General features: G+C 36.4%; 18 protein-coding genes, 1 pseudogene and 1 riboswitch. Of the genes and pseudogenes, 8 read left to right on the top strand and 11 right to left on the bottom strand.

What is annotated here, in order from left to right; translation table 11 throughout:
• Positions 1–179: 179 nt before the first annotated feature.
• Together AC0L0O_RS00595 and pckA are read right to left on the bottom strand one after the other, a co-directional pair.
• Positions 180–377: a hypothetical protein gene (locus AC0L0O_RS00595; RefSeq protein WP_000787961.1), complete on the bottom strand. Its 198-nt coding sequence runs from the start codon at positions 375–377 to the stop codon at positions 180–182.
• A 290-nt stretch (positions 378–667) separates the two neighbouring features.
• Entirely contained in the window at positions 668–2254 is a 1587-nt protein-coding gene (gene pckA / locus AC0L0O_RS00600) for a phosphoenolpyruvate carboxykinase (ATP) (protein ID WP_000108802.1), read from the bottom strand.
• Between the two features lie 228 nt (positions 2255–2482).
• Positions 2483–2604, top strand: a riboswitch (SAM riboswitch).
• 169 nt (positions 2605–2773) lie between these two features.
• Here pckA and metK point away from each other — a divergent pair.
• Complete coding sequence (metK, locus tag AC0L0O_RS00605; RefSeq protein WP_000163125.1) at positions 2774–3973, top strand: methionine adenosyltransferase; 1200 nt, start codon at positions 2774–2776, stop codon at positions 3971–3973.
• Positions 3974–4014: 41 nt separating this feature from the next.
• Here metK and AC0L0O_RS00610 read toward each other — a convergent pair whose 3' ends face one another.
• Positions 4015–4194, bottom strand: coding sequence for a hypothetical protein (locus AC0L0O_RS00610; RefSeq protein ID WP_000488706.1), 180 nt, complete (start codon positions 4192–4194; stop codon positions 4015–4017).
• 6 nt (positions 4195–4200) lie between these two features.
• Positions 4201–4380: a hypothetical protein gene (locus AC0L0O_RS00615; protein ID WP_000424805.1), complete on the bottom strand. Its 180-nt coding sequence runs from the start codon at positions 4378–4380 to the stop codon at positions 4201–4203.
• Between the two features lie 236 nt (positions 4381–4616).
• Between AC0L0O_RS00615 and AC0L0O_RS00620 the strand changes: the two genes are divergently transcribed.
• Positions 4617–5126 (top strand): MogA/MoaB family molybdenum cofactor biosynthesis protein, encoded by a 510-nt coding sequence (locus tag AC0L0O_RS00620; protein ID WP_000117134.1) that lies wholly within the window; start codon positions 4617–4619, stop codon positions 5124–5126.
• Entirely contained in the window at positions 5123–5725 is a 603-nt protein-coding gene (locus AC0L0O_RS00625; protein WP_473785601.1) for a molybdenum cofactor guanylyltransferase, read from the top strand. The genes AC0L0O_RS00620 and AC0L0O_RS00625 overlap by 4 nt, the downstream gene beginning before the upstream one ends.
• Before the next feature lie 282 nt (positions 5726–6007).
• On the opposite strand, the gene AC0L0O_RS00630 is transcribed toward AC0L0O_RS00625, so the two are convergent.
• The 3 genes from AC0L0O_RS00630 to AC0L0O_RS00640 form a co-directional block, all read right to left on the bottom strand.
• On the bottom strand, positions 6008–7150 hold the full coding sequence (locus tag AC0L0O_RS00630; RefSeq protein WP_001261630.1) for a glycosyltransferase family 4 protein: 1143 nt from the start codon (positions 7148–7150) through the stop codon (positions 6008–6010).
• A gap of 12 nt (positions 7151–7162) precedes the next feature.
• Positions 7163–7696, bottom strand: coding sequence for a phosphatase PAP2 family protein (locus tag AC0L0O_RS00635; protein WP_000868599.1), 534 nt, complete (start codon positions 7694–7696; stop codon positions 7163–7165).
• Positions 7697–7840: 144 nt separating this feature from the next.
• Positions 7841–8353: a gamma carbonic anhydrase gene (locus AC0L0O_RS00640; RefSeq protein WP_000640195.1), complete on the bottom strand. Its 513-nt coding sequence runs from the start codon at positions 8351–8353 to the stop codon at positions 7841–7843.
• A 74-nt stretch (positions 8354–8427) separates the two neighbouring features.
• Here AC0L0O_RS00640 and AC0L0O_RS00645 point away from each other — a divergent pair, with 74 nt between their 5' ends.
• The 3 genes from AC0L0O_RS00645 to AC0L0O_RS00655 are packed head-to-tail and all read left to right on the top strand — an operon-like array spanning position 8428 to position 10608.
• A complete protein-coding gene (locus AC0L0O_RS00645) occupies positions 8428–9231 on the top strand; it encodes an alpha/beta hydrolase (protein ID WP_075396137.1) in 804 nt (267 codons plus the stop codon).
• 37 nt (positions 9232–9268) lie between these two features.
• The gene (locus AC0L0O_RS00650) at positions 9269–10333 is read left to right on the top strand and encodes a tetraprenyl-beta-curcumene synthase family protein (protein WP_001102455.1); all 1065 of its coding nucleotides are present in this window, start codon (positions 9269–9271) and stop codon (positions 10331–10333) included.
• A gap of 41 nt (positions 10334–10374) precedes the next feature.
• Positions 10375–10608: a hypothetical protein gene (locus tag AC0L0O_RS00655; RefSeq protein ID WP_002037312.1), complete on the top strand. Its 234-nt coding sequence runs from the start codon at positions 10375–10377 to the stop codon at positions 10606–10608.
• Between the two features lie 36 nt (positions 10609–10644).
• On the opposite strand, the gene AC0L0O_RS00660 is transcribed toward AC0L0O_RS00655, so the two are convergent.
• Positions 10645–11946 carry a PepSY-associated TM helix domain-containing protein gene (locus AC0L0O_RS00660; protein ID WP_000867820.1) on the bottom strand — a complete coding sequence of 434 codons (1302 nt, stop codon included), beginning with the start codon at positions 11944–11946 and terminating at the stop codon, positions 10645–10647.
• 298 nt (positions 11947–12244) lie between these two features.
• Between AC0L0O_RS00660 and AC0L0O_RS00665 the strand changes: the two genes are divergently transcribed.
• Both AC0L0O_RS00665 and AC0L0O_RS00670 read left to right on the top strand, forming a co-directional pair.
• Positions 12245–12625: a MerR family transcriptional regulator gene (locus AC0L0O_RS00665; protein WP_080545632.1), complete on the top strand. Its 381-nt coding sequence runs from the start codon at positions 12245–12247 to the stop codon at positions 12623–12625.
• The gene (locus AC0L0O_RS00670) at positions 12622–13515 is read left to right on the top strand and encodes a DUF2268 domain-containing putative Zn-dependent protease (RefSeq protein WP_000688524.1); all 894 of its coding nucleotides are present in this window, start codon (positions 12622–12624) and stop codon (positions 13513–13515) included. Before AC0L0O_RS00665 ends, AC0L0O_RS00670 begins: the two co-directional genes overlap by 4 nt.
• Before the next feature lie 142 nt (positions 13516–13657).
• Here the strand turns inward: AC0L0O_RS00670 and AC0L0O_RS00675 are convergent, their stop codons facing one another.
• From AC0L0O_RS00675 to AC0L0O_RS00685, 3 genes and pseudogenes are all read right to left on the bottom strand, one after another.
• Positions 13658–14197, bottom strand: coding sequence for a hypothetical protein (locus AC0L0O_RS00675; RefSeq protein ID WP_001024997.1), 540 nt, complete (start codon positions 14195–14197; stop codon positions 13658–13660).
• Positions 14194–14867: pseudogene (locus AC0L0O_RS00680) on the bottom strand (aspartate/glutamate racemase family protein). The gene AC0L0O_RS00675 and the pseudogene AC0L0O_RS00680 overlap by 4 nt, the downstream one beginning before the upstream one ends.
• 24 nt (positions 14868–14891) lie before the next feature.
• The gene (locus AC0L0O_RS00685; protein ID WP_000457755.1) at positions 14892–15572 is read right to left on the bottom strand and encodes an ABC transporter permease; all 681 of its coding nucleotides are present in this window, start codon (positions 15570–15572) and stop codon (positions 14892–14894) included.
• Positions 15573–15585 lie beyond the last annotated feature (13 nt).

Here is a 15585-nt window from a genome sequence, read left to right on the forward strand (position 1 = left end):
CCAGAGAGGAATAGAAGCCGCCAAATCTTTTTTTAGCTCCATACGTTGTGAAACTAGAGGGATGTATCCGTAAGTTGTATGTGTGAAAATGGATTTAGCCTAGTAAGGGATGATAGTACAACAGGAAGCGAAACGTTGCATAAAATAAAGGTTTTTGCTTCCAATAAGTTAACATGAAATTACGTATTAGTATGACTTTTAGGTTCTTTAAAAAAGTTGGATATAATACAAAAAACTATTCCAGTAATTAGAATAATATATTTTATCGTTTCACTTGTATGCTCAAATAAACTAACGTTAAGCATTACAAGTCCCCAAAACATTTGGATTGCTCCATAACTGAATAAAATTTTTCCTGTATGAGAAAAGTTTTTCATAGGTTCCACTCCTTCCTATATATGTAAATTATATCATAGGAAACTAAAAATAAATAACTATAAAGTGAAATTTCTGTAAGTTAACAAACGAAGTCACAGATGAAGAGATTAACGTTTCACTTTATATAAGATATAGAAAGAAGCTTACGTAAAAAACGTAAGCTTCTTTTTTATGTAAGTGTGTGTAACCGTTAAGCCGCATTGGGTTTTGTCGGTGAGTACGCGGAACTTTACGGTTACACGACACTTATTCATATGAGTAAAGGGTTATTCCAACAGAAAGTTTGCACTTAAGCGATTGGACCGCCTAAGTTAATAATATCTTCAGAAACGCTGTCGAACTTTTTGAAGTTCGCTTTGAATTCATTTGCAAGTTCGATTGCTTTTGCTTTGTAAGCAGCTTTATCAGCCCAAGTTTGTTCAGGCATTAACACTTCGTCAGGTACACCTGGTACGTGAAGTGGAACTTCAAGACCGAAGATGTCATGTTTAGCTGTTTCAGTTTTCGCAAGTTCACCGTTTAATGCTGCTTGAATCATTGCACGAGTGTAACCTAAGTTCATACGTTTACCAACGCCGTATTCGCCACCAGTCCAGCCAGTGTTTACTAAGAATACTTTTGCATCGTGTTTCTCGATTTTTTCACCAAGCATTTCAGCATAGCGAGATGCATCAAGTGGTAAGAATGGTGAACCGAAGCAAGTTGAGAATGTTGCTTGCGGTGATGTAACGCCGCGCTCTGTTCCTGCTAGTTTACTAGTGTAACCACTTAAGAAATGGTACATAGCTTGTTCTTTTGATAACTTGCTGATTGGAGGCAATACGCCAGATGCATCAGCAGTTAAGAAAATAATTGTATTTGGGTGTCCAGCAACACTTGGCAATACGATATTGTCGATCGCATGCATAGGGTATGCAGCACGAGTATTTTCTGTTAAAGTAGTATCGTTATAGTCTGCGATACGCGTTTGGTCATTAATGATAACGTTTTCTAAAACAGATCCAAATGTGATTGCATCGAAAATTTGTGGTTCTTTCTCGTGAGAAAGGTTTACACATTTTGCGTAGCAACCGCCTTCAATATTGAATACACCGTTATCAGACCAACCATGCTCATCATCACCGATTAATTTACGGTTTGGATCAGCAGATAATGTTGTTTTACCTGTTCCAGATAAACCGAAGAATAGTGCTACGTCGCCTTCTTCACCTACGTTTGCAGAGCAATGCATAGAAAGAATATCTTGTTCAGGTAGTAAGAAGTTCATAATAGAGAAGATTGATTTTTTCATTTCTCCAGCGTATTCTGTACCACCAATTAGTACGATACGTTTTTCGAATGAAACCATAATGAATGCTTCAGAGTTTGTACCGTCAACAGCTGGATCAGCTTTGAAATTTGGTGCAGAAACAATTGTGAATTCTGATTCATGAGTCGTTAATTCTTCTTCAGTTGGACGAATGAATAATTGATGTACAAATAAATTGTGCCATGCATATTCATTAATAACTTGGATTGGTAGACGGTAATTGCGGTCCGCGCCTGCAAATCCTTTGAAGACGAATAACTCTTCTTTTTCTTTTAAGTATTCTAAAACTTTAGTATATAATTTATTAAAATGTTCTTCAGAAATCGGTTGATTCACAGCTCCCCAAGCAATTTTGTCAGCAACCGATGCTTCTTTCACAATAAATTTATCTTTAGGAGAACGTCCTGTATATTTTCCAGTTGAAGCAGAAACGGCACCAGTCGAAGTTAATTTCCCTTCATTTCGCATTAATACTTTTTCCACTAATTGCGGAACACTTAGTTGAATCTGTGCATTGCTTCCGTTCAATAATTCGTGTAAACCAATTTGGACATTCACAGTACTCATATTTATATACCATCCTTTTCATTTAATGAAATATTTCTCGTAATCCCCAACAAGAGTATAACACAATTATATAAATAATGTATACTATTTATTTCTTTTTGTTTGTGTGAATACATTATTTCCTTATTAATATTTCATTTTAGGCGCATTGAGAAAAACTTTCACGAAAATGTGAATATTAATTGACAAATGAATATCATTTCTTTAGTATAGGTTGGGACGGATACTCTCTTATCCCGAGCTGGCGGAGGGACAGGCCCGATGAAGCCCAGCAACCTCACTTGTAGTGGTAAATACAGGTGAATAGGTGCTAAAACCTGTGCGAGGCTACAGGTCTCGAACGATAAGAGCGAAGGGCAAAAAGCAGTATGCAAGTAGCAAATTAAACCTTTCCTCTATATAAAGTAGGAAAGGTTTTTCTGTATGCTTGTGTGGGAGAATAAATGTATGTCGCAATCTGTGGCAAATTAAGGATGAGTTCCGTACAATATATACAATTACTGTAGGGAGGTTTACCACATGACAAAAAAACGTCATCTGTTCACATCTGAGTCTGTAACTGAAGGACATCCAGATAAAATTTGTGACCAAATTTCTGATTCAATTTTAGATGCGATCTTATCAAAAGACGCAAATGCACGTGTAGCTTGTGAAACAACTGTAACAACTGGTTTAGTATTGGTAGCGGGGGAAATTACGACTTCTACTTACGTAGATATTCCAAAAATCGTTCGTGAAACAATTCAAGGCATTGGTTACACACGCGCAAAATACGGATTCGATGCAGAAACTTGTGCAGTTTTAACATCTATCGATGAGCAATCTGCTGACATCGCTATGGGTGTTGACCAAGCGCTAGAAGCACGCGAAGGTCAAATGACTGACGCTGAGATTGAGGCAATTGGTGCAGGAGACCAAGGTTTAATGTTTGGTTTCGCATGTAATGAAACACAAGAGTTAATGCCACTTCCAATCTCGCTTGCTCACAAATTAGCTCGCCGTTTAACTGAAGTACGTAAAAATGATACATTATCATACCTACGTCCGGATGGAAAAACGCAAGTTACAGTTGAGTATGATGAAAATGGTAAACCAGTACGTGTTGATACTATCGTAATTTCTACACAACATCACCCAGATGTTACATGGGAAGAAATCGATCGCGACTTAAAAGAGCACGTAATTAAAGCTGTAGTACCAGCAGAATTAATCGATGGAGAAACGAAATTCTTCATTAACCCAACTGGCCGCTTCGTAATTGGTGGACCACAAGGTGATGCTGGTTTAACAGGACGTAAAATCATCGTTGATACTTACGGTGGATACGCTCGCCACGGTGGCGGTGCATTCTCTGGTAAAGATGCAACGAAAGTTGACCGTTCTGCAGCATATGCAGCTCGTTATGTTGCGAAAAACATCGTAGCAGCTGGTCTTGCTGAAAAAGCAGAAGTACAACTTGCATACGCAATCGGTGTAGCACAACCAGTATCAATTTCAGTTGATACATTCGGCACTGGTAAAGTATCTGAAGACGTATTAGTAGAACTAGTTCGTAACAACTTCGATCTTCGCCCAGCTGGTATTATTAAAATGCTAGACTTACGTCGCCCAATTTACAAACAAACAGCAGCTTACGGTCACTTCGGACGTACTGATGTAGATCTATCATGGGAACGTACAGACAAAGCTGCAGCTTTAAAAGAGCAAGCTGGTCTATAATATATGAAAAAAAGCTTTGCGCAGTGAGCGCAAAGCTTTTTTTATTTCGTTTTACTTACAATTTGAATGCATGAACTGCAATACACTTCGCCTTCTAGTTCAATATACTTTTTTATATTCGTCATGCCATTTGCCGGAAGTGGCATATGAATCCAAGCCTTTTCATACGTTTGTATTTCTTTTTCACATGATTTACAAAGGGTGGGTTTCTTACGGAACATAGATGATTATCCTTTCATTTGACGTGCTTTACCCGCGCAAAATGCACTGCTTAGTAAAAAAAGCGTTGCGAATATAATACTTACTAATGTAGCGTATGGAATTGCTCCTTTTAGAGAAAAGCCGACAGTGATGGAAGCAACAAATAAGAGGATGAATGTTGTTGTTAATTTTTTGTATAGTTCCATAATAGGTAGACCTCCGATTTATTTTTAGTACAAGTTTTAAAGTTGAATTCCATTAGAAAGAAAATATAAAGGGTAGCTAAAGATGTGTAGTCTAGGAGTAGAAGAAAATACATTTTCCTTTTTGTGGGTTAGTATACTTATATTGTATCATGGCGTATTATCGGCTTCATACATAATTGTGTAAAGGTATGTATGATAAAATGAAGAAAAGCCTTTAGGAAAGGAAAGATAAAAAAATGAGCGTAACCGAACATAAAAAACAAGCGCCAAAAGAAGTGCGCTGCAAGATCGTAACAATTTCCGATACACGTACAGAAGAGACGGATAAGAGTGGACAACTATTACATGAATTGTTAAAAGAAGCAGGCCATACAGTGACCTCTTATGAAATTGTGAAAGATGATAAAGAAAGTATTCAGCAAGCAGTGTTAGCTGGTTATCATAGGGAAGATGTCGATGTTGTATTAACAAATGGCGGAACTGGTATTACGAAGCGTGATGTCACAATTGAAGCAGTATCAGCGTTATTACATAAAGAAATTGTTGGATTTGGTGAGTTGTTCCGCATGATTAGTTATTTAGAAGATATCGGAAGCAGCGCAATGCTAAGTAGAGCGATTGGTGGTACAATTGGGCGCAAAGTTGTCTTCTCGATGCCAGGATCTAGCGGCGCAGTTCGTCTTGCAATGAATAAATTGATTTTACCGGAATTAGGTCATATTACATTTGAGCTGCATCGCCAATGAGTAAGTATGCTGGAATTGTATTGGCAGGAGGTATGTCGAGTCGATTCGGTGAGCCGAAAGCGTTAGCGAGCTGGCAAGGTAGTACGTTTATTGAGCATATTTTGAAAGTGATGACAAGTACGCTCCAAGAAGTTGTAGTCATTAGTCATTCTGATATAAAAGAGCGAGTAGAGAAACTCGTACAAGTTCCTGTTATAGAAGATATTCCGCACTATAAAGGGAACGGGCCACTTGCTGGAATTGTATCAGGTATGGAATATATAGAAGCAGATTGGTACGCTATTATACCATGTGATGCGCCAAATGTTTCGCATGAGTGGTTCACCATTTTATTAGGGCAAACGAGTAATGAATATGATGCAGTTGTACCTATTATTAATGGAAGAAAACAGCCGTTACTTGCAGCGTACCATAACCGCGTGAAAGAAAAGATTTATGCTTTGCTACAGGATGAAAAAAGAAGTATGGGTCAGCTTTTATCACAATGTAATGTGAAGTATGTCTCTGGTGAAGATGTACAAGCAAATGCGGATTGGTTTATCAATGTAAATACGAAAGAAGAATATGTGCAGGCTCAAAAAGACCTTTCAAATAAATGAAAGGTTTTTTGGTATACAGAAATTGGGGAACAATTACTGTATAAAGGTATGTGAGTAAGTTGATTTTAAGGGGAATTCTTAAAATCACTATACAGAGTAAAAATACTGTATAACCATATATTAATTTTTATGGGTTTTTATTACAAGTCTGTTTAGTTATGTTTATTTTTGTTATAATGAATATAGGAATAAATCGATATTTAACCTTGTGTATTAATTATTTAAGTGAATTTTATAAATGTGTAATAAACTCCCTTCGTTTTTTGAAGGGAGTTTTTCTATTTAAGCAAGCAACTCTGATGCGTTATGCTGAAGGACTTCTTCATAGTGGCTAAGCAAGCCACGAAAGATCTCATCCCAGCTTTTTGATTTCGCATAAGATGAAGCTGCTATTCCCATCTGCTCCAGTTTTTCTTCATTTTGTAATAAAGAATAAATGGATGATAGAAATACGTCCTCATTTTTGGGCGGACAAAGAACTCCCGTTTTTCCATCTGTAATAATATTTTTAACCCCGCCACTATTTGCACCGATGACAGGTGTACCGCATGCAAGCGATTCAAGTACAACATTTCCAAATGTTTCAGTAGCTGATGGAAATACCATCATGTTAGAACAAGCATATGCTTCAGCTAAATCCACGCCTTGTAAATAGCCAGTAAACGTGACATTTGTTTTCGGAACAGCTTCACGAAGACTTGTTGCTAGAGGACCGTCCCCTGCTATAAGCCAATGAATATCGTTTCGAGTATGCGCTGATTTAACGATAAGATTTTGCAGCGTATCAATATCTTTTTCAGGGGCAATCCGCCCAACATAGGAAAGGACATACTTCGCTGTAATATTATATTTTTTCCGGAATATTTCTGTATTGTAAGCGGGATGAAAAAGATTGCAATCTACACCCCGTCCCCAAATAGAGAGAGCCTGAAAGCCTTTATTTTTTAATTGATGTAATGTTTCAGGAGAGGGGACAAAATTTTTTTGCATATGACTATGAAACCACTTTAAATAATTCCAAAGCATATTAGAGAGGAATTCGATTTTGTAATAACGTAAATAGGCATCGAAATCAGTATGATAAGAACCGACAACTGGGATGTTTAACTTTTTTGCATAATACAATCCACAAAGTCCCATGTTGAAAGGTGTAGCAATGTGAATCATGTCAGGTTTAAAGGAGAGAAGTTCTCGTCTAATGCGCGGAGTAGGAAAAGAAAAGCGACATTCTGGATATAATATTGTTAATGGGATACTTCTCATCTTGTTCACATTCGCTACGAAATTATCTTCAGCTGTATGCTGAGGGGCGAAAACAGAATAGGCGATTTTTTCTTTCTGAAAATATCGTGTTAACCGCTCTAACGTTTTCGCAACCCCGTTCACTTGTGGCGTAAAAGTATCGGTAAAAATGGCGACTCTCATCATATCACTCCTTTATGTGAAAAGTGGGATGAATTGATAAAAAGAGATGATGCCAGAGCAAGTGCCTAGGCACATACCGACGAATACATCAGACGGATAGTGAAGCCCTAAATAAATGCGCGAAATACCGACGCATAATGCTAACGGTAATAGGAAAATAAGTAAGTTTGGATTATAGCAAATAAATGGAATAAAGACAGAGAAAACGGCTGTTGTATGACCAGACGGGAAAGAGTGGTCTTGTAATGGATGGACTGGATATTTTGCATCCTGAATTGTTAAATAAGGACGTTTTCGTGGATACCATCTTTTTAATATTTGCACAGGAATATGGCTAATTGCTAGCGAAATAGCAGTTGCAATTGCAGCTTGATGCAAAGTTCCACTTGCGAAAATTAAAAAGAACAGTGTGAGTGCGATAGAGAAAGTCGCGCCACCGATATGAGTAATATTGCTGAAAAAGAGATTTAACGTTTTTTGATCAAAGTAGCGGTTAATTCCTCTGAAAATGTAACATTCTATTTTATATAATCCACTGACCTTCATGAAAATTCTCCTCCCTCATCTACATATATATGGAGATATTAGCTTTTATTTTAATAAGATTTTGTTGAGGGAGTAATAATGTTTTGTAAAGAAAAAGTTAGATTTTATATAAAAAAAGCTGCCAGTATTATGGCAGCAGTAAGATCATTTTTGTAGTGATTTATAATATTGGCCTTTTTCAACGTATTGCGTGCGAATTCGCTCCATGTCTTTACGGTCTTCTTCTGTTAACTCACGAACGACTTTCGCTGGACGACCGAAAGCTAATGTGTTCGGCGGAATTTTCTTTCCTTGTGAAACGAGGCTTCCAGCACCGATAAAGGCTCCTTCACCAATTTCAGCACCATCTAATATAATAGATCCCATTCCAATTAAAGCATCTTTCTTAATATGGCAGCTATGTAAAATGACTTGATGCCCAATTGTTACGTCATCTTCTAAAATAAGAGGATACTGTGGGCTTTGGTGGAGTGTACATTGATCTTGTACATTTACGCGGTCTCCAATAATTGTTGGTGACACATCACCGCGGATGACTGTATTAAACCAAATACTTGATTCCTCGCCAATTGAGACATCGCCTGTAATGGTAACATAGTCAGCGATAAAAGCACTACTCGCAATTTTCGGATTTTTTTCTTTGTAAGGATATATCATGTAAAGCCTTCCTTTCCTAGAGACTAGTTTCAGTGTACCAAATTATGAAAAAGAGTGAAATGGAGGAGAGCCGTATGTGGAATTATGAAGCTGAAGAAGCAAAGGCTGTAATCGTTATCGTGCACGGCGCAATGGAATATCACGGACGCTATGAAGCCGTTGCGGAAATGTGGAATCATATCGGCTACCACGTCGTGATGGGGGACCTTCCGTCACATGGAACGACTTCAAGAAATAGAGGACATATTGATTCGTTTGATGAATATATAGAGGAAGTTAAATTATGGGTAAAAGAAGCAAGGAAGTATAGATTACCTATCTTTTTATTTGGTCATAGTATGGGTGGTCTTATCGTCATTCGTATGATGCAAGAAACGAAGAGAGAAGATGTAGACGGCATTATTTTAAGTTCGCCATGTTTAGGCGCATTAGCTGGACCTTCAGCACCGCTTCAAGCTGCCTCAAAAATATTAAATATTATCGCTCCGAAGTTACAATTTGCAACGAATCTTACAGTGGAAATGTCAACGCGTAATCATGAAGTGAGAGATGCGATGGAGAACGATTCATTGTTCTTGCGCAAAGTATCAGTACGTTGGTATAGTGAATTGATTAAGTCTATTGAAATCGCTCATAAAAAAATAGATGATTTTCCAGATGTTCCGCTCTTGCTAATGCAAGCATGTGAGGATAAACTTGTAGATAAAACACGTGTCCGCACTTGGTTTAATAATGTTAAAATAAGTGATAAGGCTTTTAAAGAATGGCCGAATTGTTATCATGAGTTATTAAATGAGTATGAGCGTGATGAAATTTTGAATTATATTCAGTCATTTACTGAAATACGCATCAATAACATAATAGAAACAAATAAGTAAATTATTTGTACATTGAATAGAGGAGATGAAGGAAGAAGTGAACGTACCGAGTAATCCCATAACGCTCATGGCGAAAGTATACCGTGATGTGTTTCCGGTTGTACACCATGAGCTAGCGATGTGGAAAGAGCGTGCCTACCATATTCCGAATGATGAGCTTCATAGTCAGGCAATCGCAAGTATTGAGCATAAAACGTTTCATTGCGAAGGCGGTGGCATTTTAGCACTATTAGCAAATGAGCACCGAGAGGAATGTATTCGTTTTATCGTAGCGTATCAAACGATCAGCGACTATTTAGATAATTTATGTGATCGCAGTACATCACTTGATCCGAATGATTTTGCCGCACTGCATGAATCTATGTTAATGGCATTATCACCTGAAGTAGAAGGTGGCGGTAATTATTATCGCTATCGTGATGATCAAGATGATGGTGGTTATTTAGATGAACTTGTTGAAACATGCCAAGATGTTTTAAAGAAAACGAAGCACTATGACAAAATTGCTCCTATTCTTCATGAACTTGCTTGTTATTATTGTGATTTGCAAATTCATAAACATGTGAAATTAGAAGAAAGAGAACCACGATTACAAACATGGTTTGAAGCACATAAAGAAAACTTACCTGAGATGAGTTGGTTTGAATTTTCAGCATGTGCCGGTTCTACTCTTGGAATCTTCTGTCTTGTCGCATATGCCTTTCATGATGAATTACATGATGAAGATATTGCGAAAATTAGACAAGGATATTTTCCTTACGTACAAGGACTTCATATCTTACTTGATTATTTTATTGATCAAGAAGAAGACCGCATCGGCGGGGATTTGAATTTCTGTAGTTATTATGAAAACGAGCAAGCTATATTAGATCGTATGAAACATTTTGTAGAAGAAGCAGAGAAAAGCATTGGTGATTTGCCTCATGCGAAGTTTCATCGTCTCATAAGCCGAGGATTACTTGGTATTTATTTATCAGACCAAAAAGTATCAGCACAAAAGAATATGCACAAAATGGCACGGCGCATTGTAAAATACGGTGGTCTCACTTCACGATTCTTCTATTGGAACGGGAAGATGTACCGAAAGAAAACGGCGCAGTGATGAAGAAAACCACTCATGTAGAGTGGTTTTTTTGTTATAATATGGTAAAGGTGGTGGCGAAAATGAAGAGATTGTTTCAAAAGTTATATGACAATATTGAAGTAACGTTACTCGTGCTACTTACCATTTCATTTGTAACTGGAATGTATATGATGATGAATAAAGCCGGCGGTCCTACAACAATGGATTATGTAGCTCAAGTTATCATAGCATTGATTATTATAGTAGATATTGTCTTTTTAATAAGTAGTAGAAAAAAAGAAAATAGTAAATAAAAAGCATTTGTACATGGGAGTACAAATGCTTTTTCATTATGATCGTATTTTTGAACGTACATATATAAGAAGTTCAATTGCAAAAATAACTAAAACAGACAGTCCAAATAAAGGCATGACAGCGCCTAGTATAACCATCATGATAAAGAAAACGATTATGCTTTTCTTATCTCTTTGCTTAGGAGGTGCTGCTAATTTTCCTTTCGGCTTTCTTGCTAGCCACATTTTTACTCCGTAATAAATAAGGAGCAATAAAGATAATGTCGTTAGTAAGCATAATATTTTATTGGGCCATCCGAATAAATGACCTTCATGAAGCGGGATACCGTAAGTGAACCATTGTGCAAGTAATCCATAATCACGATAGTCCGTTTTGGAAATGAGTTCGCCGCTATATTGATCAAAATAAGCTGTTATTTCTTCATTTGGTGCAACATGCATACCTGTAATACCGGAACCGCTTGATTTCGAAACAGTGAACACACCTTTCGGATCAGCTGGTAGTGAAATAACATACGGTTTCTTTATTTCAATCCCTTTTTGTAATGTATCAACTGAAATTGCTTTCGGTTCATTTGAATTCGATTCAGGAGGAGCTTCTTTTCTAGTTGCCCACGGCAATTCTTTTACCTTCGATTCAGGCGGTGCCATATACAATTTCGGATACCCGAGCGATTCATTTGACGATGCAATTTTATAAATTTGGTTACCCATAAAACCTGACCACGGCAATCCAGATGCAACTAGCAGAACGAGAGGAAGTGTAAATATAATACCGATAATAGAATGACGTCGTTTTGCTTTTTCTCGCTTATTGGATGCCGGTGTGTTTTTGAATTGGCGTATACTCATGTACAACCCAGTTACAATTAAGAAGATTGTCCAACATGCCGCGAGTTCTACAGTATAGTTTACGACAGTGCCACCAACTAAAAGAGAACTATGTAATTCCCTCATTATATTGGCAAACGTTTCACTTGCATTTTGATCCCCAACAATTTGATTATTGCTGTCTAAATACACATATTTTTGTTGCCCAGTATAATCATTTGCAATGGTAAGTCTCGTATTATAATCCCCATTAAACTCACTAATTTTCGCCACGCTATAATGTGGATATTTTTTCTCTGTTAAGGAAATAGAATCAGACATCGAAATAGATTCTGTTTGAGCACTCTTCCCAAAATATAAATCTTTATAGATGAAATCTTCAACTTCCTCCCGAAATAAATACCCAATTCCGCTCAGTGACAACGTAATAAGAAGCGGCGTAATAAAAAGCCCAGCATAAAAATGCCAACGCCAAAAAATGTAATGAAGCGAACGATTTACTTTCATACTTTCAGTTCCCCTAACCTTCCCTATATGAATAACTACTTATTTAATATAGCGAGATTAAGTGTGATTACTTTGAAAGAATTGTGAAGAAAGTTAAAAGTTTTGGAGAGCTGGCTGGGAATTTTGTTAGTAAAGCGATAATCTATTATGACAATAAAATTTTTAAAACGTTTTAAGATAGTTCAAAAGTAGACATCTTCAATTTTGAAGATGTTTTTTTATATACCATGATTAAATACTAGCTTGACTATAACGTAGCGTCATAGATTAAGTTGTTCTTAGGAGGTGGATTAATCTGATTACTACGGGGGATGTAAAGAAAGTTACAGGTTTAACAGAAAGGACAATACGATATTATAGTGAATTGAACTTAATTACGCCAAAAAGAAATAATATAGGACAAATTCATTTATCAAGAAAGGATTTATTAGACTTAATTAAAATCCTGAATCTAAAGATAGTAGGAAAAAATTTTAAATTTATCGGCAGTCTAAATTTAAATGAACTGAGTATTAAAGATACAAGTCTTCAGCTTGATGAAATGTACAATGATTTAGAGTGTGTACTTATATCTTTAAACCATCTAGAGAATAGCAACGATGAAGATAGTATATTAAATGCTCTTAAACTTGCTCACGTAGTTAATGATAAGTACATGATGAAACGGGGATATTTATGAAAATTTTTATAGAAGATACTATAAGTCAATATGATATATTACTTTCACTATCACCTGAAGAAAGGGAGAATTTTTTTAGGCATACAATGATGAAACCATTTGAAGGAATGTGGAATGCAATTAATGTACCGATGAAATCTAAGGATCCAAAAGGTTATGACGTTATGATGGCAACACGAATGCTAGGGTATTTAGATATAAACGAGACAAAATTAGCAGAAGAAGCATTAAATGATTTGAAGAAGATGAATGCATTAAAAATTGCTGAAAAAACTTTAAAAGAATGTATAGATTTCTCTTCTGAGCATGATTTAAGAGTAAGTGCAGAGGAACTGAGATTTGGTATGTATATTGCAGACCCAAAAAAATTAAAAAATCAAAACAGTTATACTGGTTTTGGTGGTATTCCTGGTTATGTTATAGCAATAATTCGCCCGAATAGCTACAATGTTCCAAGATTTCCGGCACTCATTGCACATGAATTTCATCATAATTTACGATTCTCTTATTTTGAATGGAATCATGGAGATGTAACCGTAGCTGATTATATAATTATTGAGGGACTCGCCGATTCTTTTGCTACCGCATTGTATGGTAAAGAATTTTTAGGGCCATGGGTTACTTCAATTGACAATGAAGACCTTGAATACTCTATTTACGTAATAAAAGAAGGGCTTAATGTGAAAGGGTTTGCGGAGGTAAGTAGCTATATGTTTGGAGATGATTTCGCCAAAAAAGAAGGTTATCAACCAGTAGGCTTATCAACCGGTGCGGGTTATGCTGTAGGGTATCACATTGTGCAGTCTTTTATGAAAAATAATAATGTTACAATCCGAGAAGCTACATTGTTAAGTACAGAAGAAATAATAAAGGGGTCTAATGTTTTTTAAGTTAATTGTATTTTGAAAGACGCTATTGTTTCTAAAAGTTATGAATTCTTATGTGGATTTGGAAATTAAGTAAGCATAATACCATCCGTAAGAACGGTACTATGCTTATTTATAGTTTTAAATTTAATCAATTTTATTATAATTATACATCCATGTTCAATTGCCGAGACATACAATGTTCTATGCAAAGTGTAGTTGAATGAATTAGCTCTTCATCTCCTTTTTGTAGCCTGATTTGAAGCGCTTTTTGAAAACAAGTAAGGGCGGTGTGGAAGTCACCTTCATCTAATTTACTTTTTCCGTAATGTTGGTAGAAAAAATCTTCATAAGCGGGTAAGTCTGGCAGTGTTTGTAGAAGTTCGGCAAAGATTGTATTTGCAGCAGAAAAATTTCTTTCCCAATGGTATGTATGTGCGAGGCGAAGTTTGTTAATAAAGAGCCCTTGGATGTTGTCTGTTTGTGTGTAATATTCAATGGCCTTCTGTAAGTAATACTTACTGTCAGAAAGGTTGCCAGTGATTCGTTCATAAACACCGATTAATCCGCAGTTTTTCCCATATAACGGTCCTTCATGTAAATGCTCTTTCAAAAGTACAATCCCTTGCTTCATTTCAACAAGGGATAAAGGTTTTTCTCTAAGGTTTTTATCAAACGTATATCCCATTTCAAAAGGTATATTCATTGGGACCCCCTTATATTTTCTACATACATCCTAACAACTGCTTTCGCAAGACATTGAGCAGAATCAACAAAATCCTCACTCGCCACTACATTCAAATCAGTACATGCGATAATTGCAGTATCAACTTCATCTTTCAATTGTAAAACGAGGGCACTCCACAATTCGCGAGCTTCTTCAACCTCTCCAGATTTAATATAAGTAATAATTTGATTAATGCTTTCCTGCCATTGTTCGTAATGAATGTACTCTATATTACGCTTTGCAATCCCATCTTGGTAAATACCAGCTTGAACAGTTGCTTCCGTTGCAAGAAGAGCGACTCTTTTGGCAGTTTCAGGAATTGCTTTTAACGTTTCATCAACTATATTCAAAATAGGAATAGAAAGAGATTGCTGTAATTCTTCAAAATAAAGATGCGCTGTATTGCACGGCATAGCGATAAAGCTTGCGCCAGTACTCTCGAGTTTTTGTGCTCCTTCAATAATCGCTTTTTTCATCGCTTCATGATCATAGGGCGATCCATGTAAAACGGTGTTGGGCACGAATAGATCATCATATGAGGAAAGTCCATGTCATGCTTTGCTCCGTATATTGTTTGGCACTCTGCTACAACTGTATCGACGAATGGTCCAGTTGATTTTGGCCCCATTCCTGCTAGTATTCCAATCATTGTTTCGTCTCCTTTAATATGTAATTAAAAACGTTTTTTGCGAACGATAAAAAGAAATAAGGTAAATAATAAAAATGAATATACGATAGCCCATGCTGTGAGCCATAGCGTGTGAGTCAGTATATTATATTTGTATTGTCCAAGCATTAGAAAGCTTTCGACAGGTGGTAAAAACCATAAGAACTCTTTTTTAAACCGGATAGATGCAATCGTTATAAGCAATATAAATGTAAGGCTAAGCCAGGCAGTGCCTGCTTTTTGAATCGTATTTCTAGTAAATAATGTCGCGATTGAAATTCCTAGTATAGAGAAAGACATGTGAGCGAGAAATCCGACTAGAAATAAAGAAGCTGTCATTTTCTCATTAAACATTTGCAAAATAATTGGGTAGATTACGGATATAAAAGATAATACAGTACAAATGAGAAGAGCCGTAATATATTTACCAACGTATAATGCGGAAATGTTATTTGTATGTGAAATAGTGATTTGCTCTTGTACAGGGTCTTCCGTATGAAAAATTGTGACTGTAATCCAGGCAGATAACAAATAAAGCGCGAGAGCTGTTTCTAAATATGTCGGTACAATAGGAGTCGGTTTATATGCATATACAAAAAGTAAGCTCATAAAGTACATCGCAATAGGAGGGACGTACTTATACGATTTTGTATAGTCGAGAAAGTGATAACGAATAAGAGCAAACATAATAAACCTTCTT

The sequence above is a fragment of the Bacillus sp. GS3m_15504 genome (assembly GCF_055825275.1).

What these genes read in the sequence shown, in the direction of transcription:
- AC0L0O_RS00595 (WP_000787961.1), bottom strand. Translation starts at nt 377, where the DNA reads ATGAAAAACTTTTCTCATACAGGAAAAATTTTATTCAGTTATGGAGCA.
- pckA (WP_000108802.1), bottom strand. Translation starts at nt 2,254, where the DNA reads ATGAGTACTGTGAATGTCCAAATTGGTTTACACGAATTATTGAACGGA.
- metK (WP_000163125.1), top strand. Translation starts at nt 2,774, where the DNA reads ATGACAAAAAAACGTCATCTGTTCACATCTGAGTCTGTAACTGAAGGA.
- AC0L0O_RS00610 (WP_000488706.1), bottom strand. Translation starts at nt 4,194, where the DNA reads ATGTTCCGTAAGAAACCCACCCTTTGTAAATCATGTGAAAAAGAAATA.
- AC0L0O_RS00615 (WP_000424805.1), bottom strand. Translation starts at nt 4,380, where the DNA reads ATGGAACTATACAAAAAATTAACAACAACATTCATCCTCTTATTTGTT.
- AC0L0O_RS00620 (WP_000117134.1), top strand. Translation starts at nt 4,617, where the DNA reads ATGAGCGTAACCGAACATAAAAAACAAGCGCCAAAAGAAGTGCGCTGC.
- AC0L0O_RS00625 (WP_473785601.1), top strand. Translation starts at nt 5,123, where the DNA reads ATGAGTAAGTATGCTGGAATTGTATTGGCAGGAGGTATGTCGAGTCGA.
- AC0L0O_RS00630 (WP_001261630.1), bottom strand. Translation starts at nt 7,150, where the DNA reads ATGAGAGTCGCCATTTTTACCGATACTTTTACGCCACAAGTGAACGGG.
- AC0L0O_RS00635 (WP_000868599.1), bottom strand. Translation starts at nt 7,696, where the DNA reads ATGAAGGTCAGTGGATTATATAAAATAGAATGTTACATTTTCAGAGGA.
- AC0L0O_RS00640 (WP_000640195.1), bottom strand. Translation starts at nt 8,353, where the DNA reads ATGATATATCCTTACAAAGAAAAAAATCCGAAAATTGCGAGTAGTGCT.
- AC0L0O_RS00645 (WP_075396137.1), top strand. Translation starts at nt 8,428, where the DNA reads ATGTGGAATTATGAAGCTGAAGAAGCAAAGGCTGTAATCGTTATCGTG.
- AC0L0O_RS00655 (WP_002037312.1), top strand. Translation starts at nt 10,375, where the DNA reads ATGGTAAAGGTGGTGGCGAAAATGAAGAGATTGTTTCAAAAGTTATAT.
- AC0L0O_RS00660 (WP_000867820.1), bottom strand. Translation starts at nt 11,946, where the DNA reads ATGAAAGTAAATCGTTCGCTTCATTACATTTTTTGGCGTTGGCATTTT.
- AC0L0O_RS00670 (WP_000688524.1), top strand. Translation starts at nt 12,622, where the DNA reads ATGAAAATTTTTATAGAAGATACTATAAGTCAATATGATATATTACTT.
- AC0L0O_RS00675 (WP_001024997.1), bottom strand. Translation starts at nt 14,197, where the DNA reads ATGAATATACCTTTTGAAATGGGATATACGTTTGATAAAAACCTTAGA.
- AC0L0O_RS00685 (WP_000457755.1), bottom strand. Translation starts at nt 15,572, where the DNA reads ATGTTTGCTCTTATTCGTTATCACTTTCTCGACTATACAAAATCGTAT.